This is a genomic window from Cupriavidus sp. SS-3, assembly GCF_035818815.1.
Classification (GTDB): domain Bacteria; phylum Pseudomonadota; class Gammaproteobacteria; order Burkholderiales; family Burkholderiaceae; genus Cupriavidus; species Cupriavidus taiwanensis_C.
The window spans coordinates 151,336-174,827 of the sequence record NZ_JAYLVT010000008.1; the positions used below are offsets into that span (position 1 = coordinate 151,336).

General features: G+C 67.1%; 25 protein-coding genes. 19 read left to right on the top strand and 6 right to left on the bottom strand.

Annotated elements, in window-relative coordinates; genetic code table 11:
• Nucleotides 1-38: 38 nt before the first annotated feature.
• The 5 genes from rfaE1 to cysM all read left to right on the top strand — a co-directional run bounded on the left by rfaE1 (nt 39) and on the right by cysM (nt 5,140).
• A complete protein-coding gene (rfaE1, locus tag U9J39_RS14570; RefSeq protein WP_062797352.1) occupies nt 39-986 on the top strand; it encodes a D-glycero-beta-D-manno-heptose-7-phosphate kinase in 948 nt (315 codons plus the stop codon).
• 27 nt (nt 987-1,013) lie between these two features.
• Complete coding sequence (rfaD, locus tag U9J39_RS14575; protein ID WP_115679707.1) at nt 1,014-2,009, top strand: ADP-glyceromanno-heptose 6-epimerase; 996 nt, start codon at nt 1,014-1,016, stop codon at nt 2,007-2,009.
• 165 nt (nt 2,010-2,174) lie between these two features.
• Nucleotides 2,175-2,570: a ComEA family DNA-binding protein gene (locus U9J39_RS14580; protein WP_326347359.1), complete on the top strand. Its 396-nt coding sequence runs from the start codon at nt 2,175-2,177 to the stop codon at nt 2,568-2,570.
• Between the two features lie 237 nt (nt 2,571-2,807).
• Entirely contained in the window at nt 2,808-4,109 is a 1,302-nt protein-coding gene (locus U9J39_RS14585; RefSeq protein WP_115679709.1) for a solute carrier family 23 protein, read from the top strand.
• Nucleotides 4,110-4,237: 128 nt separating this feature from the next.
• Complete coding sequence (cysM, locus tag U9J39_RS14590) at nt 4,238-5,140, top strand: cysteine synthase CysM (protein WP_326347360.1); 903 nt, start codon at nt 4,238-4,240, stop codon at nt 5,138-5,140.
• Nucleotides 5,141-5,205: 65 nt separating this feature from the next.
• On the opposite strand, the gene mltB is transcribed toward cysM, so the two are convergent.
• On the bottom strand, nt 5,206-6,312 hold the full coding sequence (mltB, locus tag U9J39_RS14595; RefSeq protein WP_115708603.1) for a lytic murein transglycosylase B: 1,107 nt from the start codon (nt 6,310-6,312) through the stop codon (nt 5,206-5,208).
• A gap of 169 nt (nt 6,313-6,481) precedes the next feature.
• On the opposite strand from mltB, the gene U9J39_RS14600 reads away from it, so the two are divergent.
• From U9J39_RS14600 to U9J39_RS14635, 8 genes are all read left to right on the top strand, one after another.
• The gene (locus tag U9J39_RS14600) at nt 6,482-7,405 is read left to right on the top strand and encodes a histone deacetylase family protein (protein WP_115679712.1); all 924 of its coding nucleotides are present in this window, start codon (nt 6,482-6,484) and stop codon (nt 7,403-7,405) included.
• Nucleotides 7,406-7,417: 12 nt separating this feature from the next.
• On the top strand, nt 7,418-8,221 hold the full coding sequence (locus U9J39_RS14605; protein ID WP_115708605.1) for an enoyl-CoA hydratase: 804 nt from the start codon (nt 7,418-7,420) through the stop codon (nt 8,219-8,221).
• 165 nt (nt 8,222-8,386) lie between these two features.
• Nucleotides 8,387-9,421, top strand: coding sequence for a methionine ABC transporter ATP-binding protein (locus U9J39_RS14610; RefSeq protein WP_115711579.1), 1,035 nt, complete (start codon nt 8,387-8,389; stop codon nt 9,419-9,421).
• Entirely contained in the window at nt 9,411-10,064 is a 654-nt protein-coding gene (locus tag U9J39_RS14615; protein WP_092308203.1) for a methionine ABC transporter permease, read from the top strand. The genes U9J39_RS14610 and U9J39_RS14615 overlap by 11 nt, the downstream gene beginning before the upstream one ends.
• 32 nt (nt 10,065-10,096) lie before the next feature.
• Nucleotides 10,097-10,894 carry a MetQ/NlpA family ABC transporter substrate-binding protein gene (locus U9J39_RS14620; protein WP_326347361.1) on the top strand — a complete coding sequence of 266 codons (798 nt, stop codon included), beginning with the start codon at nt 10,097-10,099 and terminating at the stop codon, nt 10,892-10,894.
• A 231-nt stretch (nt 10,895-11,125) separates the two neighbouring features.
• Nucleotides 11,126-11,875 (top strand): electron transfer flavoprotein subunit beta/FixA family protein, encoded by a 750-nt coding sequence (locus U9J39_RS14625; RefSeq protein WP_062797375.1) that lies wholly within the window; start codon nt 11,126-11,128, stop codon nt 11,873-11,875.
• Nucleotides 11,876-11,893: 18 nt separating this feature from the next.
• Nucleotides 11,894-12,829: an electron transfer flavoprotein subunit alpha/FixB family protein gene (locus tag U9J39_RS14630; RefSeq protein ID WP_018007045.1), complete on the top strand. Its 936-nt coding sequence runs from the start codon at nt 11,894-11,896 to the stop codon at nt 12,827-12,829.
• Nucleotides 12,830-12,947: 118 nt separating this feature from the next.
• Nucleotides 12,948-14,732, top strand: a complete 1,785-nt coding sequence (locus U9J39_RS14635; RefSeq protein ID WP_116312279.1) for an acyl-CoA dehydrogenase — start codon at nt 12,948-12,950, stop codon at nt 14,730-14,732.
• 77 nt (nt 14,733-14,809) lie between these two features.
• Here the strand turns inward: U9J39_RS14635 and U9J39_RS14640 are convergent, their stop codons facing one another.
• Nucleotides 14,810-16,114 (bottom strand): D-amino acid dehydrogenase, encoded by a 1,305-nt coding sequence (locus U9J39_RS14640; protein ID WP_326347362.1) that lies wholly within the window; start codon nt 16,112-16,114, stop codon nt 14,810-14,812.
• Nucleotides 16,115-16,221: 107 nt separating this feature from the next.
• Here U9J39_RS14640 and U9J39_RS14645 point away from each other — a divergent pair, with 107 nt between their 5' ends.
• Complete coding sequence (locus tag U9J39_RS14645) at nt 16,222-16,725, top strand: Lrp/AsnC ligand binding domain-containing protein (protein WP_012352108.1); 504 nt, start codon at nt 16,222-16,224, stop codon at nt 16,723-16,725.
• A gap of 11 nt (nt 16,726-16,736) precedes the next feature.
• Nucleotides 16,737-17,966, top strand: coding sequence for a PA0069 family radical SAM protein (locus U9J39_RS14650; protein ID WP_115708613.1), 1,230 nt, complete (start codon nt 16,737-16,739; stop codon nt 17,964-17,966).
• A 317-nt stretch (nt 17,967-18,283) separates the two neighbouring features.
• Here U9J39_RS14650 and U9J39_RS14655 read toward each other — a convergent pair whose 3' ends face one another.
• From U9J39_RS14655 to U9J39_RS14670, 4 genes are all read right to left on the bottom strand, one after another.
• Nucleotides 18,284-18,775, bottom strand: coding sequence for a TM2 domain-containing protein (locus tag U9J39_RS14655; RefSeq protein WP_116312281.1), 492 nt, complete (start codon nt 18,773-18,775; stop codon nt 18,284-18,286).
• A gap of 142 nt (nt 18,776-18,917) precedes the next feature.
• Nucleotides 18,918-19,076, bottom strand: a complete 159-nt coding sequence (locus U9J39_RS14660) for a hypothetical protein (RefSeq protein WP_018007039.1) — start codon at nt 19,074-19,076, stop codon at nt 18,918-18,920.
• 275 nt (nt 19,077-19,351) lie between these two features.
• Nucleotides 19,352-19,747: a hypothetical protein gene (locus U9J39_RS14665; protein ID WP_326347363.1), complete on the bottom strand. Its 396-nt coding sequence runs from the start codon at nt 19,745-19,747 to the stop codon at nt 19,352-19,354.
• A 153-nt stretch (nt 19,748-19,900) separates the two neighbouring features.
• Complete coding sequence (locus U9J39_RS14670; protein WP_116312282.1) at nt 19,901-21,025, bottom strand: PQQ-dependent sugar dehydrogenase; 1,125 nt, start codon at nt 21,023-21,025, stop codon at nt 19,901-19,903.
• Nucleotides 21,026-21,177: 152 nt separating this feature from the next.
• Here U9J39_RS14670 and rpsP point away from each other — a divergent pair, with 152 nt between their 5' ends.
• The 4 genes from rpsP (at nt 21,178) to rplS (ending at nt 23,467) form a co-directional block, all read left to right on the top strand.
• Nucleotides 21,178-21,429: a 30S ribosomal protein S16 gene (gene rpsP, locus U9J39_RS14675; RefSeq protein ID WP_111518953.1), complete on the top strand. Its 252-nt coding sequence runs from the start codon at nt 21,178-21,180 to the stop codon at nt 21,427-21,429.
• 122 nt (nt 21,430-21,551) lie between these two features.
• On the top strand, nt 21,552-22,175 hold the full coding sequence (gene rimM, locus U9J39_RS14680) for a ribosome maturation factor RimM (RefSeq protein WP_326347364.1): 624 nt from the start codon (nt 21,552-21,554) through the stop codon (nt 22,173-22,175).
• A gap of 42 nt (nt 22,176-22,217) precedes the next feature.
• Nucleotides 22,218-23,000 (top strand): tRNA (guanosine(37)-N1)-methyltransferase TrmD, encoded by a 783-nt coding sequence (gene trmD / locus U9J39_RS14685; protein ID WP_116312284.1) that lies wholly within the window; start codon nt 22,218-22,220, stop codon nt 22,998-23,000.
• Nucleotides 23,001-23,074: 74 nt separating this feature from the next.
• Nucleotides 23,075-23,467, top strand: coding sequence for a 50S ribosomal protein L19 (rplS, locus tag U9J39_RS14690; RefSeq protein WP_012352117.1), 393 nt, complete (start codon nt 23,075-23,077; stop codon nt 23,465-23,467).
• Nucleotides 23,468-23,492: the final 25 nt, after the last annotated feature.

A 23,492-nucleotide genomic window follows, 5' to 3' on the forward strand; every position in this document is an offset into this window, starting at 1 on the left:
CGGCTGCCGCGGCCGCCGCGATATTGCCAAGGATCTTCATGAACAAGACCGTCATTCCGCAGGAGCAGATCCGGCAGTCCCATATCCTGGTGGTCGGCGACATGATGCTGGACCGGTATTGGTTCGGCGACGTCGAGCGCATTTCGCCGGAAGCGCCGGTGCCGGTGGTGCAGGTCAAGCGCAGCGACGAGCGCCTGGGCGGTGCCGCCAACGTGGCCCGCAACGCCGCGGCGCTGGGCGCGCGCGTCGGCATGCTGGGCGTGGTCGGCGACGACGAGCCGGCGCGCACGCTCGAGGCGCTGCTGGCCGAAAGCCACGTGCAGCCCTACCTGCACCGCGACGCCAAGATCAACACCACCATCAAGCTGCGTGTGGTGGCACACCAGCAGCAACTGCTGCGCGTGGATTTCGAGAACACTCCGGCGCATGAAGTGCTGCTCGCGGTACAGGACAAGTTCCAGGGCCTGGTCAACGATTACCAGGTGCTGGTGCTGTCCGACTACGGCAAGGGCGGGCTGACCCACGTCACGCGCATGATCGACGCCGGCCGCGCGGCCGGCCGCAAGGTGTTGGTCGACCCCAAGGGCGACGACTACTCGCGCTACCGCGGCGCCACGCTGATTACCCCCAACCGCGCCGAGATGCGTGCCGTGGTCGGCGCCTGGAAGACCGAGGCCGACCTGACCATCCGCGCGCAGAACCTGCGCCGCGCGCTGCAGCTCGAAGCGCTGCTGCTGACGCGCTCGGAAGAGGGCATGACGCTCTATACCGAAGCCGAAGTGCTGCACGTCTCCGCGCAGGCCCGCGAGGTCTATGATGTATCCGGTGCCGGCGACACCGTGATCGCCACGCTCGCCACCATGATGGGTGCGGGCGTGCCGCTCAAGGAAGCCGTGCAGCATGCCAATCGCGCCGGCGGCATCGTGGTCGGCAAGCTGGGCACCGCCGTCGTCACTTATCCCGAATTGTTCGGTGCCGCTGCCTGAGGCGCGGCGCCCCATCCTGATCCGACCATGACCATCATCGTCACCGGCGCCGCGGGTTTCATCGGCAGCAATCTCGTCAAGGGCCTGAACGAACGCGGCGAGACCAACGTCATCGCCGTCGACAACCTGACCCGCGCCGACAAGTTCCACAACCTGGTCGACTGCGAGATCTCCGATTACCTGGACAAGCAGGACTTCCTCGCGCGCTTTGCCCGCGGCGAGTTCGGCAAGGTCCGCGCGGTGTTCCATGAAGGCGCCTGCTCCGACACCATGGAGACCGACGGCCGCTATATGATGGAGAACAACTACCGCTACACGCTGTCGCTGATGGAGAGCTGCCTGGAGCAGGGCACGCAGTTCCTCTACGCATCGTCGGCGGCGACCTACGGCGCCTCGCAGGTGTTCCGCGAAGACCGCGAGTTCGAGCGTCCGCTCAACGTGTACGGCTACTCCAAGTTCCTGTTCGACCAGATCGTGCGGCGCCGGCTGCCGTCGGCGCTGTCGCAGATCGTCGGCTTCCGTTACTTCAACGTGTACGGGCCGCGCGAAACGCACAAGGGCCGCATGGCGTCGGTGGCATTCCACAACTTCAACCAGTTCCGTGCCGACGGCACGGTGAAGCTGTTCGGCGACTACGGCGGCTATGGTCCCGGCATGCAGAGCCGCGATTTCATCTCGGTCGAGGACGTGGTCAAGGTCAACCTGTTCTTCTTCGACCATCCGGAGAAGTCCGGCATCTTCAACCTGGGCACCGGCCGTGCCCAGCCGTTCAACGACATCGCCGCGACCGTGGTCAACACGCTGCGCGAGGCCGAAGGCAAGCCGCCGCTGTCGCTGGACGACCTGGTGCAGGAAGGGCTGGTCGAGTACGTCAAGTTTCCCGACGCGCTGCGCGGCAAGTACCAGTGCTTCACGCAGTCGGATGTGTCCAAGCTGCGCGGCGCCGGCTACGGCGAGCGCTTCCTGACCGTCGAGGAAGGCGTGGCGCGCTACTGCCGCTGGCTGCTCGAGCGCAACGGCTGAACCCCGCATCGTCCCTGCCTTGCGCCGGCTGACACGCTTTCGTGCGGCCGGTGTCAACTTTTGTTGCCGCATGCGCCGCCATCAAGGCGCGCCCCTATCCTGACCTGACCTCGCCGCCCTGGCGGGGGTGGTACCACAGACCATCCACAGGAAAGGAGAGCCTTCATGGCCATGCACTGGATCCGGCAGCTTGCCCGGCGTTTTTCCCTGATCTCCCTCGCGGCAGTCTTGTGCCTGCTTGCCGGCGGCACCGCGCGTGCCGCGGTCGACGTCAACACCGCCGACGAGGCGGCGCTGACCTCGGTCAAGGGCGTGGGCCCGGCCACGGCCCGCCACATCGTCGAAGAGCGCAACAAGCGCGGGCCGTACAAGGACGCCGCCGACCTGGCCGAGCGCGTCAGCGGCATCGGGCCCAAGTCCGTGGCCAAGCTGCAGGACGCCGGCCTGACCATTGCCGGCAAGGGGTCGTCCCCCGCCACGCCATCCGCTGCACCGGCGGCCACGCCGGCGCCCGCCAAGGGGGCAAAGGCAACGCCTGCACCGGCAAAGCCGGCCCGCTAGCACCGCCGCTGCTGCCCTGTGCCCGGTCGTGCTGCGGCCGGGCGCGTTGTGGCTGGTATGCGTTGTGCTAAAGCTTGTCGGCTTCGCAGCCCCCGTGGCGGCGGAGTATCATGCGGACGCCGCGCAGGCAGGACCTGCCGCGCGGCTGCCGACCGGCATTCCACAACCTAACAAGCAGGCACAAGCGCGGCGGCCGCCGATCCGGTGGCCAGCCCGGACCACAGGGAGCAAGACAATATGGCGAATGGCGAGGACGCGGGATTCCTGCCGCAATGGCGGCTCAAGACCGAGGGCGTGATCGGCCCCGATGAGCGGCTGCCCGCGGGGCAGACACTGCTGGCCGGGATCCAGCACGTGGTGGCGATGTTCGGCTCGACCGCCATCGCGCCGATCCTGATGGGCTTCAACCCGAATATCGCCATCCTGTTTTCCGGCATCGGCACGCTGATCTTCTTCCTGTGCGTGCGCGGCCGGGTGCCCAGCTACCTGGGCTCCAGCTTTGCCTTCATTGCGGTGGTGATCGCCGCCACCGGCTATGCCGGCAGCGGCCCCAACCTCAATATCCCGGTGGCGCTGGGCGGCATCATTGCCGCCGGTGCGCTGTACACCGTGATCGGCCTGGTGGTGCAGGCGGCGGGCTACGCCTGGGTGGAAAAGCTGATGCCGCCGGTGGTGACCGGCGCCATCGTCGCGGCGATCGGGCTGAACCTGGCCCCGGTGGCGGTGAAGGCGGTCAGCGGCGCGGCGCTCGATACCTGGGTGGGGTTGCTGACGGTGGTCGCGGTGGGGCTGGTGGCGGTGCGCGCGCCCGGCATGATCGGGCGCCTGCCGGTGCTGATCGGCGGCCTGGCCGGCTACGTTGCCTACTACCTGGGCACCAACGTGATGGGGCTGGGCAAGCCGATCGATTTCTCCGGCGTGGCCGCCGCCAGCTGGTTCGGCCTGCCGGCGTTCACCGCGCCGACGTTCGAACTGGGGGCGATGCTGCTGATCGCGCCGGTGGCGATCGTGCTGGTGGCCGAGAACCTCGGCCATATCAAGGCCATCGGCGTGATGACCGGCCGCAACCTGGATCCGTACATCGGCCGCGCCTTTATCGGCGACGGCATTGCCACCATGCTGTCGGCCAGCGGCGGCGGCACCGGCGTGACCACCTATGCCGAGAACATGGGGGTGATGGCGGTCACCAAGATCTATTCGACGCTGATCTTCGTGGTGGCGGCCGCGGTGGCCATCTTGCTGGGCTTTTCGCCCAAGTTCGGCGCCCTGATCCTGACCATCCCGGGGCCGGTGATCGGCGGCCTGACCATCGTCGTGTTCGGACTGATCGCCGCTACCGCGGGCCGGATCTGGGTGCAGAACCACGTGGACTTCTCCAGCTCGCGCAACCTGATCACGGTGGGCGCGACGCTGACGGTGGCGGCCGGCGACCTGACGCTGAAGCTGGGCGGCATGACGCTGGGCGGCATCGGCACCGCCACCTTCGGCTGCATCCTGCTGTACCACCTGCTGGGCGAAGGCAACCGCGAAGAAGACTGAGGCACGGCGGGCGCAGGCAGGCGGTTGCGGCCGGTGCCGCGCAATTCCCGCCTGCCGGCGGGGGATAGGGGTCTGGATTACAATGGCCGGCGAATTGGATTCCCCCGTTTGCGACCTTCCTTCGCCCCATGGCCTACAAGACAATTGAAGACACCATCGGCAACACGCCGCTGGTCAGACTGCAGCGCATCCCCGGCGCCGCCAACGACGCGCGCGGCAATGTGATCCTCGGCAAGCTCGAAGGCAACAATCCTGCCGGTTCGGTCAAGGACCGCCCGGCGGTGTCGATGATCGCGCGGGCCGAAGCGCGCGGGCGCATCAAGCCGGGCGATACGCTGATCGAAGCGACCTCGGGCAATACCGGCATCGCGCTGGCGATGGCAGCCGCCATCCGCGGCTACAAGATGGTGCTGATCATGCCCGAGGACCTCAGCCTCGAGCGCCGCCAGAGCATGGCGGCCTACGGCGCCGAGATCATCCTGACGCCGGTCAAGGGCGGCATGGAATATGCGCGCGACCTGGCCGATTCGATGGAGCGCGACGGAAAGGGCGTGATCCTCGACCAGTTTGCCAACCCGGACAATCCGCAGGCCCACTACGAGGGCACCGGCCCCGAAATCTGGCGCGATACCGACGGCCGCATCACCCATTTCGTTTCCGCGATGGGCACCACCGGCACCATCACCGGCGTGTCGCGCTTCCTCAAGGAGCAGAATCCCGCGATCCAGATCGTCGGCGCGCAGCCAGCCGAAGGCTCGCGCATCCCGGGCATCCGCAAATGGCCCGAAGCGTATCTGCCCAAGATCTACGATCCCAAGTTCATCGACCGAACCGAGCCGGTGAGCCAGGGCGATGCCGAGCACATGGCGCGCCGCATGGCATCGGAAGAGGGCATTTTCTGCGGCATTTCCGCCGCCGGTGCGCTGTGCGTGGCCTTGCGCGTCGCCGAGGAAGTCGAGAACGCCACCATCGTCTTCGTGGTGTGCGACCGCGGCGACCGCTATCTGTCGACCGGCGTGTTCCCGGCCTGATCCACAGCGCTGCAAACAAAAAGGCCTCGCTGATGCGAGGCCTTTTTTGCTGTGGCCGTGCCGCCTCAGCCCATCGCCGCCTTGACCGCCTCGCCCAGCTGGTACACCGCCAGCGCATAGAAGAAGCTGCGGTTGTACCGCGTCAGCACATAGAAGTTGCGCAGGCCCAGCAGGTACTCGGTAGGCTGGTCGGGCGTGGGCAGGTCCACCACCAGCACCCCGGTTTCGCCTTCGCGCCCCAGGTTGATGGGCTCGTCCACGCGCAGCCCGGCGCGGGTCAGCTGGTTGAGGGTGCGGGTCGGCCACGGCTCGCCATCGGCAGCCGCGGTGGCGATGCCCAGGCTGCCAGTGTCGGGGGCGATGCGCCACACCACCGGACGGCCCGGCTCCCAGCCGTGCAGCTGCAGGAAGCGCGCCACGCTGCCGATGGCATCGGTGGGGCTGTTGCGCAGGTCGATGTGGCCGTTGTTGTCGTAGTCGAGGGCGTATTCGCGCAGGCTGGTCGGCATGAACTGCGGAATGCCGATGGCGCCGGCATACGAGCCCAGCACCGAGTAGACGTCGGTGCGGGTGTCGCGGCACCACAGCAGGTAGTCGGCCAGCTGGTTGCGGAACAGCGTGCTGCGGGCTTCGCGGTTGGGCGTGGCCGGGTAGTCGAACGCCAGCGTCGACAGCGAGTCGAGCACGCGAAACGAGCCCATGTCGCGCCCATAGATGGTTTCGACGCCGATGATGCCGACGATGACCGAGGCCGGCACGCCGAATTCGGCCTCGGCGCGGCGCAGCGTGTCGCGGTTGTCCTGCCAGAAGCGCACGCCGGCATTGATGCGGATCGGCTCGATAAAGCGCGAGCGGTAGGTGCGCCAGCTTTTGCGCCCGGTGGTGGCGGGCGGCATGATCAGCCGTACCACGGTGGCCGAGTAGACCGCCTGCCCGAACCATTCTTGCAGCATGCCGCGGTCAAAGCCGTGGCGCGCCACCATCTCGTCGATAAAGGCACGTGCTTGCGGGTTGTCGCGGTAGCGGCCGGGTTCGATTTCCTCCTCGCGCACGCTGACGCGGCGTTTGCCGGCGGCGAGCAGGCTGGGAGAGAGGCCGCAGAGTCCGAGTGCGGCAGCGGAAAGCGCGGCGCCCAGCAGGGGGCGTCGCAGTGAGCGCTGGGTGTCGGTCATGGTGTCCTTTGCAAGTCGCACCGAGTATAGCGGATGCCACCGCGGCATCCGTGGCGCGGCGGGTGCGGCATGGAGCGCCGGCGCTGCTGGGTCCCTTGGCGTGGCCTGTGCTAACGTAACGTTTGGAGACAACATGGCGACGCACTGCAACCCATTGCGACGATAAGAGATGCCGACCGGCTATTACACGCACCCCGAGTTCCAGCGGCACGAGATGGGGCACTTCCACCCCGAGTGTCCGGAGCGCCTGCAGGCGATCGAGGATCACCTGATTTCGCATGGCCTGGACGGGCTGCTGGAGCGCCGCGAGGCGCCGCCCGCCACGCGCGAGCAGCTCGAGCGCGTGCACCGGCCCGAGCACGTCGACGCGCTCGCAAGCGCCAGCCCGTCGAGCGGCTACCACGCGATCGATCCGGACACCTCGATGAACGCGCACACGCTCGCCGCCGCGACGCTGGCCGCGGGCGCGGCGGTGGCGGCCACCGATGCGGTGATCGCCGGCGAGTTCGAGAACGCCTTTTGCTGCGTGCGCCCGCCCGGCCACCACGCCGAGCCCGGCCGCGCCATGGGCTTCTGCTTCTACAACAACGTGGCCATTGCCGCGCGCCATGCGCTGCAGGCGCACGGGCTTGAGCGCGTTGCGATCATCGACTTCGACGTCCATCACGGCAACGGCACCGAGGCGGCGTTCCGCGGCGACGAGCGCGTGATGATGTGCAGCATCTTCCAGCACCCGTTCTACCCCTACAGCGGCACCGAGCACCTGGCGCCGAACATGGTCAACATCCCGCTGCCGGCCTACAGCAACGGCATGGCGGTGCGCGAGGTGGTCGAGACCATCTGGCTGCCGCGCCTCAATGAATTCCGTCCGCAGATGCTGTTCATTTCGGCCGGCTTCGACGCGCACCGCGAGGACGACCTGGGCCAGATGGGCCTGGTGGAGCAGGACTACGCCTGGATCACCGGCCAGCTGGTCGACGTCGCGCGCACCCATGCGCAGGGCCGCATCGTCAGCTGCCTCGAGGGCGGCTACAACCTCAGCGCGCTGGGCCGCAGCGTGCTGGCCCACCTGAAGGTGCTGCTGGAGCACTAGGAGACCGCCGCCATGGCCGAGAACGATGCGCGCGTCGACGCGCCGCTGCTGACCGAATCGCGCGATGCCCCGGGCGTGGCGCGCCTGACCATGAACCGGCCGCAGGCGTTCAACGCCTTGTCCGAAGGGCTGCTCGATGCGCTCACCGAAGCGCTGCGCCGGCTCGCTGCCGACCCCAGCGTGCGCGTGGTGGTGCTGGCGGGCGCCGGCAAGGCCTTCTGCGCCGGCCACGACCTGCGCGAAATGCGCGCGGCGCCGTCGCACGATTACTACCGGCGCCTGTTCGACCGCTGCACGCGCATGATGATGGCGATCCAGCAGATGCCGCAGCCGGTGATCGCGCGGGTCCATGGCATTGCCACCGCGGCCGGCTGCCAGCTGGTGGCGATGTGCGACCTGGCGGTGGCCGCCGACGATGCGCGCTTTGCCGTGTCGGGCGTCAACCTGGGCCTGTTCTGTTCGACCCCGGGCGTGGCGCTGTCACGCAACCTGCACCGCAAGCAGGCCATGGAGATGCTGCTGACCGGCGACATGATCGACGCCGCCGGTGCGCGCGAACGCGGACTGGTCAACCGGGTGGTGCCGGCCGGCGAACTGGACGCCGAAGTGGCGCGGCTGGCCGCCAGCATCTGCGCCAAGCCGGCCGCCGCCGTCGCCGCCGGCAAGGGGCTGTTCTACCGCCAGCTCGAGATGGGCATCGAGGCGGCTTACCAGCTTGCCGGCCAGACCATGGCCTGCAACATGATGGACGAGTCGGCGCTGGAAGGGGTACAAGCCTTCATCGACAAGCGGTCGCCGTCGTGGCGTGCCTCCTGATCGACTTTATGGGTCTTTATATGCCAGGAACGTATAAAGACATCGGCAAAAAGTCGTTTAAGGTATGAAGCGAATCGCATAAAATACGCGCTTCAGAAAAATAACGAGCGGCAACAGCGCTGGAGATCCCTCGCCTGTTGCCGTTTTCTTTTGGTCACCTTTTCCATGATCGAACTGCAAGGACTGTCGCAGCGCTTCCCGGGCGCGTCTGGCGACGTGCATGCATTGCGGGACGTCAGCCTGTCGATTGCGGCGGGCGAAGTCTTCGGCATCATCGGGCGCAGCGGCGCGGGCAAGAGCACGCTGGTCCGCGCCATCAACCTGCTGAACCGGCCTACCAGCGGCCGCGTCGTCGTCGCCGGCCAGGACCTGACCGCGCTGGACAACGGCGCGCTGCGCCTGGCGCGGCGCGAGATCGGCATGATCTTCCAGCACTTCAACCTGCTGTCGTCGCGCACCGTCTATGACAACGTGGCGCTGCCACTGGAGCTGGCCGGCAAGCCCAGGGCTGAAATTGCCGCCACCGTGCTGCCGCTGCTGGAGCTGGTCGGGCTGTCGGCGCTGAAGGACCGCTACCCGGCGCAGATCAGCGGCGGGCAGAAGCAGCGCGTGGGCATTGCGCGCGCGCTGGCAAGCCAGCCCAAGGTGCTGCTGTCGGACGAAGCCACTTCCGCGCTGGACCCGGAGACCACCCGTTCCATCCTGGACCTGCTCAAGCAGATCAACCGCGAGCTGGGCCTGACCATCGTGATGATCACGCACCAGATGGAAGTCATCAAGCAGGTCTGCGACCGCGTCGCCGTGCTCGAGGCCGGCCAGGTGGTGGAGAGCGGGCGCGTGATCGACGTATTCCTGCGGCCGCAGCACGAGGTCACGCGCGCCATGATCGGCGACGTCATCTCGCAGGAGCTGCCGGCGAGCGTGCTCAAGCGCGTCGAAAGCCGGCTCGGCAACGGGCGCGACCACGTCTACCGCCTCGCCTTCACCGGCGAGGGTGTCGACCAGCCGGTGCTGGCGCAGGCGATCCGCCGCTACGGGCTGGATTTCAACATCCTGCACGGCCATATCGACGAGATCCAGGGCCAGGCCTTCGGCTCGCTGGCGATCATGGCCACCGGCGAACTGGCCGATGTGAAGGCAGCAATGGAATACCTGCAGGCGCAAGGCGTCGTGGTGGAGGAGTTCGAACATGTGGTCTGAAATGTTTGACCTGTTCCTGACGTCGTTCAACGAGACCCTGCTGATGGTGGCGATCTCGGGCGTGGTCGGCGCGCTGCTGGGCGTGCCGCTGGGCGTGCTGCTGCACCTGACCAACCGCGGCGGCGTGCTGTCGCACCCGCTGTTCAACCGCACCATCGGCGTGGTGGTCAACGCGGTGCGCTCGATCCCGTTCATCATCCTGCTGGTGGTGGTGATTCCGTTTACGCGCTTTATCGTCGGCTCGTCGATAGGCACCACTGCGGCGATCGTGCCGCTGACCATCGCGGCGATCCCGTTTATCGCGCGCCTGGTCGAAAGCGCGCTGCGCGAGGTCGACAAGGGCCTGGTCGAGGCGGCGCAGTCGATGGGCGCCACCACGCGCCAGATCGTGTGGAAGGTGCTGCTGCCCGAGGCCATGCCCGGCATCGTCGCCGGCCTGACCATCACCTTCGTCAGCCTGGTCGGCTATTCGGCCATGGCCGGCGCGATCGGCGGCGGCGGCCTGGGCGACCTGGGCATCCGCTATGGCTACCAGCGCTACATCACCGAGGTGATGGTCGCGGTGGTGGTGATCCTGATCGTGTTCGTGCAGGCGGTGCAGAGCTTCGGCGACTGGCTGGTCCGCCGCATCAGCCACCGTTGAACCCAGACTTTTTCGAGATAGGAACGTACATCATGCAACGTCGCAACCTGCTGCAATGGATGCTCGGCGCCGTGCTCGGCGCCTCGCTGGCCACCGGCGCGATCGCCCAGGACAAGCCGATCAAGATCGGCGTCACCGGCGGCCCGCACGCCCAGATCATGGAACAGGTGAAAAAGGTCGCCGCGAAAGACGGCCTCAATATCCAGGTGGTCGAGTTCAGCGACTACATCCAGCCCAACGCCGCGCTGGCCGCCGGCGACCTGGATGCCAACAGCTACCAACACCTGCCGTACCTGGAAGCCCAGATCAAGGACCGGGGCTACAAGTTCACCCATATCGCCTACACGGTGACGTTCCCGATGGGCGTGTACTCGAAGAAGATCAAGTCGCTCGACCAGCTCAAGCAGGGCGCGCGCGTGGGCGTGCCCAACGATCCCACCAATGGTGGCCGCGGGCTGTTGCTGCTGCAGAGCCAGGGCGTGATCAAGCTCAAGCCCAACGCGGGCCTGAAGGCCACGCCGCTGGACATCGCGGAAAACCCAAAGAAGATCCGCATCGTCGAGCTCGACGCCGCGCAGCTGCCGCGTTCGCTGGACGACCTGGATGCAGCCGCGATCAACGGCAACTATGCCGAGTCAGCGGGCCTGTCGCCGACCAAGGACGCGATCGCCATGGAAGGCCCGAAGGGGCCGTACGCCAACCTGATTGCGATCCGCGACGCCGACAAGAGCAAGCCCTGGGTGGCCAAGCTGGTGAAGGCCTACCATTCGCCTGAAATCAAGCAATACGTCACATCGACCTTCAAGGATTCGGTCATCACCGCCTGGTAATTTCCTGGTAAGCCGGCGTCACTCGAGGGTTTCATCCAATCGGACGAAGCCTGCCGGCGTGGCTTTGCGGCACAATCGCCTGACCGGTAAAAAAGGTGCCGGGCCTATGCCCGGCATCATTTTGCCGATAAAATAGTACGATCGTTCGAAAAATAGGAGAGCCGCCAACCCGGTGGTTATAATGACGAGCGAACAAAATTTCTGACTATCAGCTATCAGTGGAGTGAGCGCATGAAAGTACTCGTCGCAGTCAAGCGGGTGGTGGATTACAACGTCAAGGTCCGCGTCAAGGCGGACGGTTCGGGCGTCGATCTGGCCAACGTCAAGATGAGCATGAACCCCTTCGACGAAATCGCCGTGGAAGAGGCCGTGCGCCTGAAGGAAGCCGGCGTTGCCACCGAAGTGGTCGCCGTGTCGTGCGGTGTCACGCAGTGCCAGGAAACCCTGCGCACCGCGATGGCCATCGGTGCCGACCGCGGCATCCTGGTGGAATCGAACGAAGACCTGCAACCGCTGGCCGTGGCCAAGCTGCTGAAGGCGCTGATCGACAAGGAACAGCCGCAACTGGTGATCCTGGGCAAGCAGGCCATCGACGACGACTCCAACCAGACCGGCCAGATGGTCGCCGCGCTGGCCAACCTGCCGCAAGCCACGTTCGCCTCGAAGGTGGTGGTGGCCGACGGCAAGGCCTCGGTCACGCGTGAAGTCGACGGCGGCCTGGAAACGCTGTCGCTGAGCCTGCCGGCGGTGGTGACCACCGACCTGCGCCTGAACGAGCCGCGCTACGTCACGCTGCCGAACATCATGAAGGCGAAGAAGAAGCCGCTCGACACCGTCAAGCCGGAAGACCTCGGCGTCGACGTCAAGCCGCGCCTGTCGACCCTGAAAGTGGTCGAGCCGCCCAAGCGCAGCGCGGGTGTGATGGTGCCGGACGTCGCGACGCTGGTGCAGAAGCTGAAGAACGAAGCCAAGGTTATCTGAGCGCGGGGGAGAGAGAACATGACTGCACTCGTCATTGCTGAACACGACAATCAATCGATCAAGGGCGCCACGCTCAACACCGTGACCGCCGCAGCCCAGTGCGGCGGCGACGTGCACGTGCTGGTGGCCGGTTCCAACGCCAAGGCCGCGGCCGATGCCGCCGCCAAGATCGCGGGCGTGACCAAGGTCCTGCTGGCCGATGCCGCCTACTTCGGCGACGGCCTGGCCGAGAACGTGGCCGAGCAGGCGCTGGCCATCGCCAACGACTACTCGCACATCCTGGCCCCGGCCACCCCGTACGGCAAGAACATCCTGCCGCGCGTGGCCGCCAAGCTGGACGTGGCCCAGATCTCGGAAATCTCCAAGGTCGACGCCCCGGACACCTTCGAGCGTCCGATCTACGCCGGCAACGCCATCGCCACGGTCAAGTCGGAAGACAAGATCAAGGTCATCACCGTGCGCGGCACCGCCTTCGACGCCGCCGCTGCCGAAGGTGGCTCGGCCGCCGTCGAGACCCTGCCGGCCGTGGCCGACGCGGGCGTTTCGCAATTCGTTTCGCGCGAAGTGGCCAAGAGCGACCGTCCGGAACTGACCGCCGCCAAGATCATCGTCTCGGGTGGCCGTGGCGTGGGTTCGGGCGAGAACTACACCAAGGTGCTGACGCCGCTGGCCGACAAGCTGAACGCCGCGCTGGGCGCCTCGCGCGCCGCGGTGGACGCCGGCTTCGTGCCGAACGACTACCAGGTCGGCCAGACCGGCAAGATCGTCGCGCCGCAGCTGTATATCGCCGTCGGCATCTCGGGCGCGATCCAGCACCTGGCCGGCATGAAGGACTCCAAGGTGATCGTCGCGATCAACAAGGACGCCGAAGCCCCGATCTTCTCCGTGGCCGATTACGGCCTGGTGGGCGACCTGAACACCGTGGTGCCGGAGCTGGTGGCGGCACTGGGCTGATGCCGCGCCGGCCGTGCCGACCGCATTGCGGCCGGCACGGATAGCAGCAGGCAGCAAGTATCGAGCCGTTCCGGGGGCGACCCGCGAACGGCTTTTTCATACATGTTGGGAGACATCGATGACCTACCGTGCGCCGATCAAGGACATGCTGTTCGTCATGAACGAGCTGGCCGGCCTTGAGGCCGTCAGCCAGCTGCCCGGCTTCGAGGAAGCCACCCCCGAGACGGCCGAGGCCGTGCTCGACGAGGCGGCCAAGTTCAACGAACAGGTGGTGGCGCCGCTGAACCGCGCCGGCGACCTCGATCCGAGCAGCTGGAAGGATGGCGTGGTCACCACCACGCCCGGCTTCAGGGAAGCCTTCCGCCAGTTCGGCGAGGGTGGCTGGCAGGGCGTGCTGCATCCGCAGGAATTCGGCGGCCAGGGCCTGCCCAAGCTGATCGCCACGGCGTGCAACGAGATGCTGAACAGCGCGAACCTGTCGTTCGCGCTGTGCCCGCTGCTGACCGACGGCGCCATCGAGGCGCTGCTGACGGCAGGTTCCGACGCGCAGAAGGCCACCTTCCTGCCGAAGCTGATCTCGGGCGAGTGGACCGGCACCATGAACCTGACCGAGCCGCAGGCGGGCTCGGACCTGGCCGCGGTGCGCACCCGCGCCGAGCCGCAGGGCGACGGCACCTACAAGGTGTTCGGCACCAAGATCTTCATCACCTACGGCGAGCACGACATGGCGCAGAACATCGTCCATCTCGTGCTGGCCCGCACCCCCGACGCGCCCGAGGGCGTGAAGGGCATCTCGCTGTTCATCGTGCCCAAGTTCCTGGTCAATGACGATGGCAGCACCGGGGCGCGCAACGACGTGCATTGCGTCTCGATCGAACACAAGCTGGGCATCAAGGCCAGCCCCACGGCGGTGCTGCAGTTCGGCGACCATGGCGGTGCGATTGGCACGCTGGTGGGCGAAGAAAACCGGGGCCTCGAGTACATGTTCATCATGATGAACTCGGCGCGTTTCTCGGTCGGCATGCAGGGCATCGCGGTGTCCGAGCGCGCCTACCAGCAGGCGGTAGCGTATGCGCGCGAGCGCGTGCAGAGCCGCCCCGTGGATGGCTCGGCGCGCGAGGCGGTGACCATCATCCACCATCCCGACGTCAAGCGCATGCTGATGACCATGCGCGCGCTGACCGAAGGCGCGCGCGCGGTGGCGTACGTGGCCGCGGCCGCCAGCGATGCGGCGCACCAGCATCCCGACGAAGCCGTGCGCCGGCAGAACCAGGCGCTCTACGAATTCATGGTGCCGGTGGTGAAGGGCTGGAGCACCGAGCTGTCGATCGATGTCACCAGCCTCGGCGTGCAGGTGCACGGCGGCATGGGCTTTATCGAGGAAACCGGCGCGGCGCAGCACTACCGCGACGCACGCATCCTGCCGATCTACGAGGGCACCACGGCAATCCAGGCCAACGACCTGGTCGGCCGCAAGACCTTGCGCGACGGCGGCGCCGTGGCACGCGAGATCTGCGCGCAGATTGCCGAGACCGAGGCCGCGCTCGGCCGGCACGGCGGCGCGGCATTCACCGCGGTGCAGGCGCAGCTGGCCAAGGGCCGCGCCGCGCTGGAGGCCGTGGTCGAGTTCGTCGTCGCCAATGCCAAGTCGGATCCGAACGCCGTGTTTGCCGGCAGCGTGCCTTACCTGAAGCTGTGCGGCATCGTGTTCTCCGGCTGGCAGTTCGGCCGCGCCATGCTGGCCGCTGACGCAAAACGGGCCGACGATCCTGCCTTCCACGAGGCCAAGATCGCCACCGCGCATTTCTTCGCCGAGCACATCCTGTCGCAGGCACCGGCGCTGCGCGATGCCGTGGTCGGCGGCGGGGCGCCGGCCAATGCCTTGAGCGCCGAGCAGTTCTGAGCGTTGCGCGCGGCGCGCGGATAAAAAAGGGCGACCTGCAAGGTCGCCCTTTTTTGCTTGGGAAAACCGGCCTTGTATCAGGCGGCTGCCGGGCGCGGCGCCAGGTGATGGCGTGCCGGCTTCAGGTAGCGGCTGACCGACAGGTCGTCGGCGCGGATCGCCGGCGACTTGCCCGAGACCAGGTCCGACAGCAGCTTGCCCGAGCCGCAGGCCATGGTCCAGCCGAGCGTGCCGTGGCCGGTGTTCAGCCACAGGCCGCGCACCTGGGTCGGGCCGACGATCGGGGTGCCGTCCGGCGTCATCGGGCGCAGGCCGGTCCAGAAGGTGGCCTGGCTGACATCGCCGGCGCCCGGGAACAGGTCGGTCACCACATGCTCGAGCGTGCGGCGCTTGGCCGGGTCGAGGCTGCGGTCATAGCCGACGATCTGCGCCATGCCGCCCACGCGGATACGGTCGTCGAAGCGGGTCAGCGCCACCTTGTAGGTCTCGTCGAGCACCGTCGAGACCGGCGCGCGCGAGGCATCGCTGAGCGGCACGGTGATCGAGAAGCCCTTGAGCGGATACACCGGCAGGTTGGACATGCCGCGCAGGAAGGGTTTGACCAGCTGCGTCGACCAGCTGCCCAGCGCCACCACCACCAGGTCGGCCATCATCGGCTCACCATTGACCATGGCGCCGATGACGGCGTCGCCCTGGGTCACCAGGCTGTCGATCGAGCGGTTGTACAGGAACCTGACCCCCAGAGATTCGGCCATGCCTGCCAGCTGCTGGGTAAACAGCTGGCAGTCACCGGTTTCATCATTGGGGAGGCGCAGGCCGCCGGCCAGCTTGTGGCTGACAGCGGCCAGCGCCGGTTCGCTCGCGGCGAGTTCCTCGCGCGAAAGCAACTGGTAGGGCACCCCGGCTTCTTCCAGCACGGCGATGTCCTTGGCCGCGCCGTGCAGCTGCTCGTCGGTGCGGAACACCTGCAGCGTGCCTTGCTGGCGGCCTTCGTAGGCAATGCCGGTTTCCGCGCGCAGGGCGCGGATGCAGTCGCGGCTGTATTCGGCCAGCCGCACCATGCGCTCCTTGTTGACGGCATAGCGCCCGGCGCTGCAGTTCAGCAGCATCTGCCACATCCATTGCAGCTGGAACAGCGTGCCGTCCGGGCGGATGCTGAGCGGCGCGTGTTCCTGGAACATCCACTTGATCGCCTTCAGCGGCACGCCGGGCGCGGCCCACGGCGACGCGTAGCCGGGCGAGATCTGGCCCGCATTGGCAAAGCTGGTGCCGAGCGCGGGGCCGGCCTCGCGGTCGACCACGGTCACTTCATGGCCAGCCTTGGCCAGGTACCACGCACTGGTGACGCCAATCACGCCACTGCCAAGTACGAGAACGCGCATTTCGGGGGCTCCAACTGCGATGACTACGGTATAGAGGATTTGTCTCTATACTATTGAATGCATTCCAGTCATAGTTACCGAATTTCTCAGGAAAACAGGAAAAACTAATGAGAACGAGTCGCCAGCCCCAGCGCACGCTCGACCGGCTCGACCGCAAGATCCTGACGGCGCTGCAGAGCGACGGCAGGATGTCGATGAAAGACCTGGCCGAGGCGGTCGGGCTGACCATCACGCCGTGCATCGAGCGCGTCAAGCGCCTGGAGCGCGATGGTGTCATCATGGGCTACTACGCACGGCTCAACCCGGCGCTGCTGGGCAGTGCGCTGCTGGTGTTCGTGGAGATCTCGCTGGGCAACAAATCGGGCAATATGTTCGAGCAGTTCCGCCGCGAGGTGCTGCGGATTCCGGAAGTGCTGGAATGCCACCTGGTGTCGGGCGATTTCGACTACCTGATCAAGGCGCGCATCCGCGAGATCGGCGAATACCGCCGGCTGCTGGGCGACATCCTGCTGCAGCTGCCGGGCGCGGCACAGTCGAAGAGCTATGTGGTGATGGAAGAGATCAAGGAGACACTGGCCATCTCGGTAGAGGAGAAGAGCCAGGCCGCGTAACGAAGGCCAGCATGGTGCGCCCCCCGCCAAAACCCAAATCCCCCGCAAGGCCGCTCGCCGGCGCGACGCGGCGCGAGGCCGATGCCGACGCGCAGGCGCCGCAGGCCGGCGCGCGGCCGCCCGCGGCGCGCAAGGGCCGCGGCGCCGTCAGCAACCTGCAGGGGCGTTTCGAGCGCGACCAGCGCGAGGCGTTCGACGATGGCTGGGGCCCGGTGCCGGAAGACACCGCTGCGGTGCCGGAAGCCATTGCGCTCACCGACGACGCGCCGCTGCCGCCATTGCGCACCGAAGTCCATTTCGAGCGCGCCCGCTCCGTGCTGACGCGCAATGCTTCGCCGGATGTCCCGTTCGACGTTTCACTGAATCCCTACCGCGGGTGCGAGCACGGCTGCATCTATTGCTTCGCCCGGCCGACGCACGCCTACCTGGACCTGTCGCCAGGGCTGGACTTCGAAACCCAGCTCTATGCCAAGACCAATGCCGCCGAGCGCCTGCGCGAAACGCTGGCGCGGCCGTCATACCGTTGCGAGACCATCGCGCTGGGCGTCAACACCGACGCATACCAGCCGATCGAGCGTGAACAGCGCATCACGCGCAGCCTGCTGGAAGTGCTGCACGCATGCGACCACCCGGTGGCGCTGATCACCAAGTCGTCGCTGATCGAGCGCGATATCGACCTGCTCGCGCCGATGGCGGCCAAGCGGCTGGCGGTGGCGGCACTGACCATCACCACGCTCGACGCCGGCATTGCGCGCACGCTGGAGCCACGTGCGGCGACGCCGTCGCGCCGGCTGCGCACCATCCGCACGCTGACCGACGCCGGCATCCCGGTTGGGGTCAGCATCGCCCCGGTGATCCCCTTCATCACCGAGCCTGACCTGGAGCGCGTGCTGGAAGCGGCGCGCGAGGCGGGCGCCGTCTATGCGAACTACATCGTGCTGCGGTTGCCGTGGGAGGTGCGGCCGCTGTTCGAGGAATGGCTGCAGGCACACTTCCCCGACCGGGCCGAACGGGTCATGAACCGCGTGCGGGACATGCGCGAAGGCAAAGCCTACGATGCGAACTTTGCCACGCGCATGCGCGGAACCGGTGTGTGGGCGGACTTGCTGCGCCAGCGCTTCTACAAGGCCGCCGAACGGCTCGGCTTCCGCTACAACCGGTTTGAACTGGATACTTCGCGTTTTCGCCCGCCGGCGGCGGAGCCCAGCGGCAAGGACGATCCGCAGGGTTCGCTGTTCTGAGCCTTCAGAGCGGCTGCGGTGGCCTGCTGGTCGCCGATCATGCTGCTGGCGAGTTCCAGCGCGGCCTTGGCGCTCGATGCCGGCAGTCCCGAGGACAGCGCCAGCCGGACGGCGATCGCCGCCAGGCGTCCTTCCTCATAGCTTGGCATGTCGATTCTTGCTCCTTTGCGCTGCCGGGGCATGGCCTCGCCGCGCGTCGCGCCGCCAGGATCGGACGGCTCTACCAGTATGGGCGAATTGGCGGAAAGCGAAACCGGCGATTGCGGCCGCATTGACCGCGCACAAAAGATGATCGAGGGAGACGATGCGCTGGGAGCCTACTGCGACAGTTCGCGCGCGGCCTCCACCTGCGACTCGAAGAAGGTCTGGAAGCTGATCGCCAGCCCCGCCATCAGCAGGCCGGTACCGATCAGCAGCGACAGGATCACCAGGATCACCACCGGCCAGCCCGAACGCGTGGGTTTGCCGTGCGGGTTGAAGCGGGCATCCCATTTGTCGTCGGGGCGCAGCCCGTAGACGATCGCCGCCAGGAAGGCGCTGATGACGGAAATGCCGCCGGCCACGGCAAAGGTCCAGTTCAGTGCCGGGCTGCCCGCGCCGGCGGCCATCGAGGCCACGCCGATGGCGCCGGCCAGCAACGCCAGCAGGTGCATCCAGCCATACACGTCGCGCAGTCCGCCCAGGTAGAAGCGGTGCGCGCCCAGGCTGCCGAACAGGAACGCCAGCACCACGGTCAGCAGCTTCGATTTGCCACGTGCAGACGGCGCGGCGAGCGGAGAGGCGGGGCGGGCTGGCGTGGCTGCGGGCATGGTCGGAAATAGAGTTTCGGGCCTGGGTGCAGGCCGGCGTTGCGCCGGCATGGAAGTGGCGGCACAAGGGTACCGGCCGGCCCACATTGTACGCCGGCAGTCAGCGCAGGGAAGGGAAGTGCGTCAAAAGGCGCCAGCGGCGCTAATGCCAGCCGCCGGCGATCAGCCCGCGGATAAGGGCCGAGGCGTGCTCGCTGATATGGGTTTCGCTGTAGAGAACCAGGGTCAGGATGCCCATGAACAGGATCGACAGCGATAACTGGCCCGCATGTTCGGCCAGGTCGCTAAGCAGGGGTGACATGACAAACCTCACAGAATTATTGTCATTCTGGAGGCTGCGCCCGGGCCGTCTTGGTCGGGTCCGGCAGGAGGTGTCGGGCAGAGGCAGGTCAGTTCGATTGCCGTCCGCACATGACGGCACGCTGTGAGCCCCGGACAGCGCCGGGCGGCAGCCTGTGCGCGCGCCCGGAATCGGGGCACACACTTAAATAGAGACAGGCCGGGCGGGGGCGGAGTTCCGCAGCGAGCGACGGGCGCCGCGGTATTCAGCCGCCAGGGAAGCGGCGTCAGCTGCGGTCAGCGGCCGTGGTCGCGGCCGCGCGCTTGCCAGCCGGGGCCCACCTGGCCCTGGCGCGGCTCGTTGCGGGCGTCATTGGGGGGATTGCGCTCCTGGCCGCGGCCGCGGTTGTCGTCGCGGGCGCCGGCTAGCGCGGCGCGGCGGCCGCTGAGGCGGTCGTCGGCGCGGGCGCGCGCCTCCATCCGGTCGATCTGCGCCTGCACGTGTTCACGGCTTTCGGCGCGCACGCTGGCCATCTGCCAGCCATCGCCGGACTGGATCCGGGCGGGCCGGCCATCGGAACGGACTTGTTGCCAGAACGCGACCTGGGCATGGCTGGCGCCTACCGCGCCGACCAGGCCCGAGGCCACCAGGATGCCAGCCACCAGGTCGCGCAGGAGAGAGCGGGTGAGCATGCGGATTCCCAGGGTCCTGTCGCGCTGTGTTGCTGTTGGAAGATGGGTTCATGGTACGCATGGGGCATCGGGGCGCCTATGCCAATCCCGTTACCGGTGTAACGGATTGTTTCGCCCGTACAAAGCCGCGCCGGGCGGGGCTTTCAGCCGGATTCAGGGCTGGTAGCGGATGCGGTAAATCGCCCCTGCATGATCGTCGCTGACCAGCAGCGAACCGTCCGGCGCGACCAGGACATCGGCGGGCCGGCCCCAGGCCCTGCCGCCGCGCAGCCAGCCCTGCGCGAACACCTCCTGGCGCACGGCCTTGCCGGCGCCGTCCAGCACCACGCGGACCACGCGGTAGCCGGAGGGCTCGCTGCGGTCCCAACTGCCGTGTTCGGCAATCAGGACGTTGTTGCGGTAGTCCGGCGGGAACTGCGTGCCGGTGTAGAAGCGCATGCCCAGCGCGGCGACGTGCGCGCCCAGGCGCGCCACCGGCGGCACGAATTCGGAGCACGGGCGCTTGCCGCCGAATTCCGGGTCGGCGACGTTGCCGGCATGGCAGTAGGGGTAGCCGAAATGCTGGCCGGGCGCGGTGACGCGGTTCAGTTCGTCGTCGGGCACGTCGTCGCCCATGCGGTCGCGGCCGTTGTCGGTGAACCACAGTTCGCGCGTGGCGGGGTGCCAGTCGAAGCCGACGGTGTTGCGCACGCCGCGCGCGACCACCTGCAGGCCGCTGCCGTCGGGCTTCATCCTGACGATGTTGGCATAGCGGGTTTCGTCGGGCTCGCACACGTTGCAGGGGGCGCCGGTGGCGACGTACAGGTAGCCGTCCGGGCCGAAGCCGATGAATTTGCCGCCGTGGTGCCCGTCCGACGGAAAGCGGTCGCTCACCACCCGGGGCGCGGGCGGCTGGTCCAGGCGGGACTCGATCTGGTCGAGCCGCACGATCCTGGAGACCGAGGACGCGTACAGGCTGCCGTCATGGAAGGCCACGCCGAGCGGATTGCGCAAGCCGGTGGCGACAGTGCGTACCCGCGGGCGCGTGCCGAGCGCATCGCTGACCGCATAGAGCTTGCCTTCGCTGCGCGATCCCACGAACAGCGTGCCGGACGGCGAGATCGCCATGGCGCGCGCGCCCGGCACGTCGTCGGTCAGCACCTCGATGCGGAAGCCGGGCGGCAGGCGCAGCTGGTCCAGCGGCAGCGCGGCCAGCGCGGACTGGCTCGTTGCCAGTACCATCAGCGCCAGCAGCGTACGCGATACCATGCCGAACATGAAGTGCAGAGCGGGGCGCATGTAGGGCCTCCTGTCGCGGTTTTTGCCACGATGCCTGCGCCGCGTTCACGCGTCAACCACCTAAGTGTTTGTTTGGCCTCGGGAATTGGGCTATACTCTTGCGTTTCGTGTTCGAACGCCCTTGAACACCCCGTTTTCTGAGGAATCATTCCATGGTCGTTATCCGTCTGGCTCGCGGCGGCAGCAAGAAGCGCCCGTTCTTCAACATCGTCGCCACCGACTCGCGCAACCGTCGCGATGGTCGTTTCATTGAGCGCGTTGGTTTCTACAACCCGCTGGCAGCCGAAGGTGAAGAAGGCCTGCGCCTGTCGCAAGACCGCCTGGCCTACTGGCAAGGCGTCGGCGCCCAGCTGTCGCCGACCGTTGCCCGCCTGGTCAAGCAAGGCACCAAGGCTGCTGCCTGATTGCCGTCTGCAACGCGCCCTGCCGTAACCGGCGGGGCGCGTTTGCATTAAGACCACGCGCACCCGTGACTGAGCCAAAGCAGGACGCCGGGCGGCCGACGCGGCCGCCGCTGAACCGGTCCATGAACCGGCCGCAGGGCGAGCCCGCCAAGGCACTCAGGTTGCCCGCGGCGTTGCTGTATGCCGATCCGCTGCCCGAAGACCTGGTGGAAGTCGGCTATGTCAGCGCTGCCTATGGCATCCGCGGCTGGATCAAGGTCCAGCCGCATGCCGACGACGCGTCGGCATTGTTGCATGCGCGCCGCTGGTGGCTGCTGAGCCCGCCTCAGGCGGGGCTGGTGGCCGCCGACGCGGCGCGGGCCGAGCCCGTCTGCGTGAAGATCGCGCAGTCGCGCGAGCACAGCGGCACGGTGGTGGCGCAGGCTGCCAGCGTAGCCGACCGCAATCTTGCGGAAGCGCTGCGTGGCCGTCGCGTGTGGATCCGGCGCGCGGATTTTCCGGTGCCGGAAGAAGATGAGTTCTACTGGGTCGACCTGATCGGCTGCAGCGTCAGCAACGAGCAAGGCGAGTTGCTGGGCGAGGTGTCCGGGCTGATCGACAACGGTGCCCACCAGATCCTGCAGGTTGCCTTCGTGCAGCCCGACGGCAAGGCCGGCGAACGGCTGATTCCATTTGTCGACGCGTTCCTGCGCACGGTGGATACCGCGGGCAAGCGCATCGTGGTGGACTGGGGGCTCGATTACTGAGCAGTGCCTGCGTGGATGCGGGATAAGGAAGGGAGAGAGCGGATGCAGTTCGACGTGATCACGCTGTTTCCCGAAATGTTTCGCGCGCTGACCGACTGGGGCATTACCAGCCGGGCAGCCAAGCAGCAGCGGTATGCGTTGCGCAGCTGGAATCCGCGTGATTTCACCGTCGACAACTACCGCACCATCGACGACCGGCCCTATGGCGGCGGTCCCGGCATGGTGATGCTGGCCAAGCCGCTGGACGATGCCATCGATGCCGCGGTGGCGGCGCAGGCGCAAGCCGGCGTGGCGAAACCGCATGTGGTGCTGATGTCGCCGCAGGGCAAGACGCTGACGCATGCCAAGGTCATGGAACTGGCCCAGCGGCCGGGCCTGGTGTTGCTGTGCGGCAGGTATGAGGCGATCGACCAGCGGCTGATCGATCGCCGCGTGGACGAGGAAATCAGCCTCGGCGATTTCGTGCTGTCGGGCGGCGAACTGCCGGCGATGGCGCTGATCGATGCGGTGGTGCGCCACCTGCCCGGGGTGCTGGGCGACGCGCAATCGGCGGTGCAGGACAGCTTTGTCAACGGCCTGCTGGATTGCCCGCACTACACCCGGCCGGAAGAATATGAAGGCGTGCGGGTCCCCGACATCCTGCTCGGTGGCCATCATGCCGAGATTGAAAAATGGCGGCGCCAGCAGGCGCTGGCCAATACCGCGCGCAAGCGTCCCGACCTGATCGAGGCGGCCCGCGAACAAGGTTTGCTGACCCGTGCCGACGAGAAATTCCTGTCGGAGTGGGCGGTGAAAGAAGGGCGGGGGGAAACTCCCGCCAGGTAAAACCCCATCCTCTGCCGGGGCCCGGGAAGTCCTGGGGCATACAACGCCGGCACGATGGTTACGGAGAAAAAACGATGAACCTCATCGAACAGATCGAGAAGGAAGAGATCGCGCGCCTGACCGCGAACAAGACCATCCCCGCATTCGCGCCCGGCGACACCGTCGTCGTCAGCGTCAATGTGGTCGAAGGTAACCGCAAGCGCGTGCAGGCCTACGAAGGCGTCGTGATTGCCAAGCGCAACCGCGGCCTGAACTCGTCCTTCATCGTGCGCAAGATCTCGTCGGGTGAAGGCGTGGAGCGTACGTTCCAGCTGTACTCGCCGCTGATCGCCGGCATCGAAGTGAAGCGCCGCGGCGACGTGCGTCGCGCCAAGCTGTACTATCTGCGCCAGCGTTCGGGCAAGTCCGCACGTATCAAGGAAAAGCTGGTGTCGAAGGCTGCCGCCGCTGCCAAGGCCGCGGAGTAAGCCGGACGTGCCGGCCGGGGCGACC

Coding starts and splice junctions, on each gene's coding strand:
- rfaE1 (WP_062797352.1), top strand. CDS start 39: ATGAACAAGACCGTCATTCCGCAGGAGCAGATCCGGCAGTCCCATATC.
- rfaD (WP_115679707.1), top strand. CDS start 1,014: ATGACCATCATCGTCACCGGCGCCGCGGGTTTCATCGGCAGCAATCTC.
- U9J39_RS14580 (WP_326347359.1), top strand. CDS start 2,175: ATGGCCATGCACTGGATCCGGCAGCTTGCCCGGCGTTTTTCCCTGATC.
- U9J39_RS14585 (WP_115679709.1), top strand. CDS start 2,808: ATGGCGAATGGCGAGGACGCGGGATTCCTGCCGCAATGGCGGCTCAAG.
- cysM (WP_326347360.1), top strand. CDS start 4,238: ATGGCCTACAAGACAATTGAAGACACCATCGGCAACACGCCGCTGGTC.
- mltB (WP_115708603.1), bottom strand. CDS start 6,312: ATGACCGACACCCAGCGCTCACTGCGACGCCCCCTGCTGGGCGCCGCG.
- U9J39_RS14600 (WP_115679712.1), top strand. CDS start 6,482: ATGCCGACCGGCTATTACACGCACCCCGAGTTCCAGCGGCACGAGATG.
- U9J39_RS14605 (WP_115708605.1), top strand. CDS start 7,418: ATGGCCGAGAACGATGCGCGCGTCGACGCGCCGCTGCTGACCGAATCG.
- U9J39_RS14610 (WP_115711579.1), top strand. CDS start 8,387: ATGATCGAACTGCAAGGACTGTCGCAGCGCTTCCCGGGCGCGTCTGGC.
- U9J39_RS14615 (WP_092308203.1), top strand. CDS start 9,411: ATGTGGTCTGAAATGTTTGACCTGTTCCTGACGTCGTTCAACGAGACC.
- U9J39_RS14620 (WP_326347361.1), top strand. CDS start 10,097: ATGCAACGTCGCAACCTGCTGCAATGGATGCTCGGCGCCGTGCTCGGC.
- U9J39_RS14625 (WP_062797375.1), top strand. CDS start 11,126: ATGAAAGTACTCGTCGCAGTCAAGCGGGTGGTGGATTACAACGTCAAG.
- U9J39_RS14630 (WP_018007045.1), top strand. CDS start 11,894: ATGACTGCACTCGTCATTGCTGAACACGACAATCAATCGATCAAGGGC.
- U9J39_RS14635 (WP_116312279.1), top strand. CDS start 12,948: ATGACCTACCGTGCGCCGATCAAGGACATGCTGTTCGTCATGAACGAG.
- U9J39_RS14640 (WP_326347362.1), bottom strand. CDS start 16,114: ATGCGCGTTCTCGTACTTGGCAGTGGCGTGATTGGCGTCACCAGTGCG.
- U9J39_RS14645 (WP_012352108.1), top strand. CDS start 16,222: ATGAGAACGAGTCGCCAGCCCCAGCGCACGCTCGACCGGCTCGACCGC.
- U9J39_RS14650 (WP_115708613.1), top strand. CDS start 16,737: ATGGTGCGCCCCCCGCCAAAACCCAAATCCCCCGCAAGGCCGCTCGCC.
- U9J39_RS14655 (WP_116312281.1), bottom strand. CDS start 18,775: ATGCCCGCAGCCACGCCAGCCCGCCCCGCCTCTCCGCTCGCCGCGCCG.
- U9J39_RS14660 (WP_018007039.1), bottom strand. CDS start 19,076: ATGTCACCCCTGCTTAGCGACCTGGCCGAACATGCGGGCCAGTTATCG.
- U9J39_RS14665 (WP_326347363.1), bottom strand. CDS start 19,747: ATGCTCACCCGCTCTCTCCTGCGCGACCTGGTGGCTGGCATCCTGGTG.
- U9J39_RS14670 (WP_116312282.1), bottom strand. CDS start 21,025: ATGCGCCCCGCTCTGCACTTCATGTTCGGCATGGTATCGCGTACGCTG.
- rpsP (WP_111518953.1), top strand. CDS start 21,178: ATGGTCGTTATCCGTCTGGCTCGCGGCGGCAGCAAGAAGCGCCCGTTC.
- rimM (WP_326347364.1), top strand. CDS start 21,552: ATGAACCGGCCGCAGGGCGAGCCCGCCAAGGCACTCAGGTTGCCCGCG.
- trmD (WP_116312284.1), top strand. CDS start 22,218: ATGCAGTTCGACGTGATCACGCTGTTTCCCGAAATGTTTCGCGCGCTG.
- rplS (WP_012352117.1), top strand. CDS start 23,075: ATGAACCTCATCGAACAGATCGAGAAGGAAGAGATCGCGCGCCTGACC.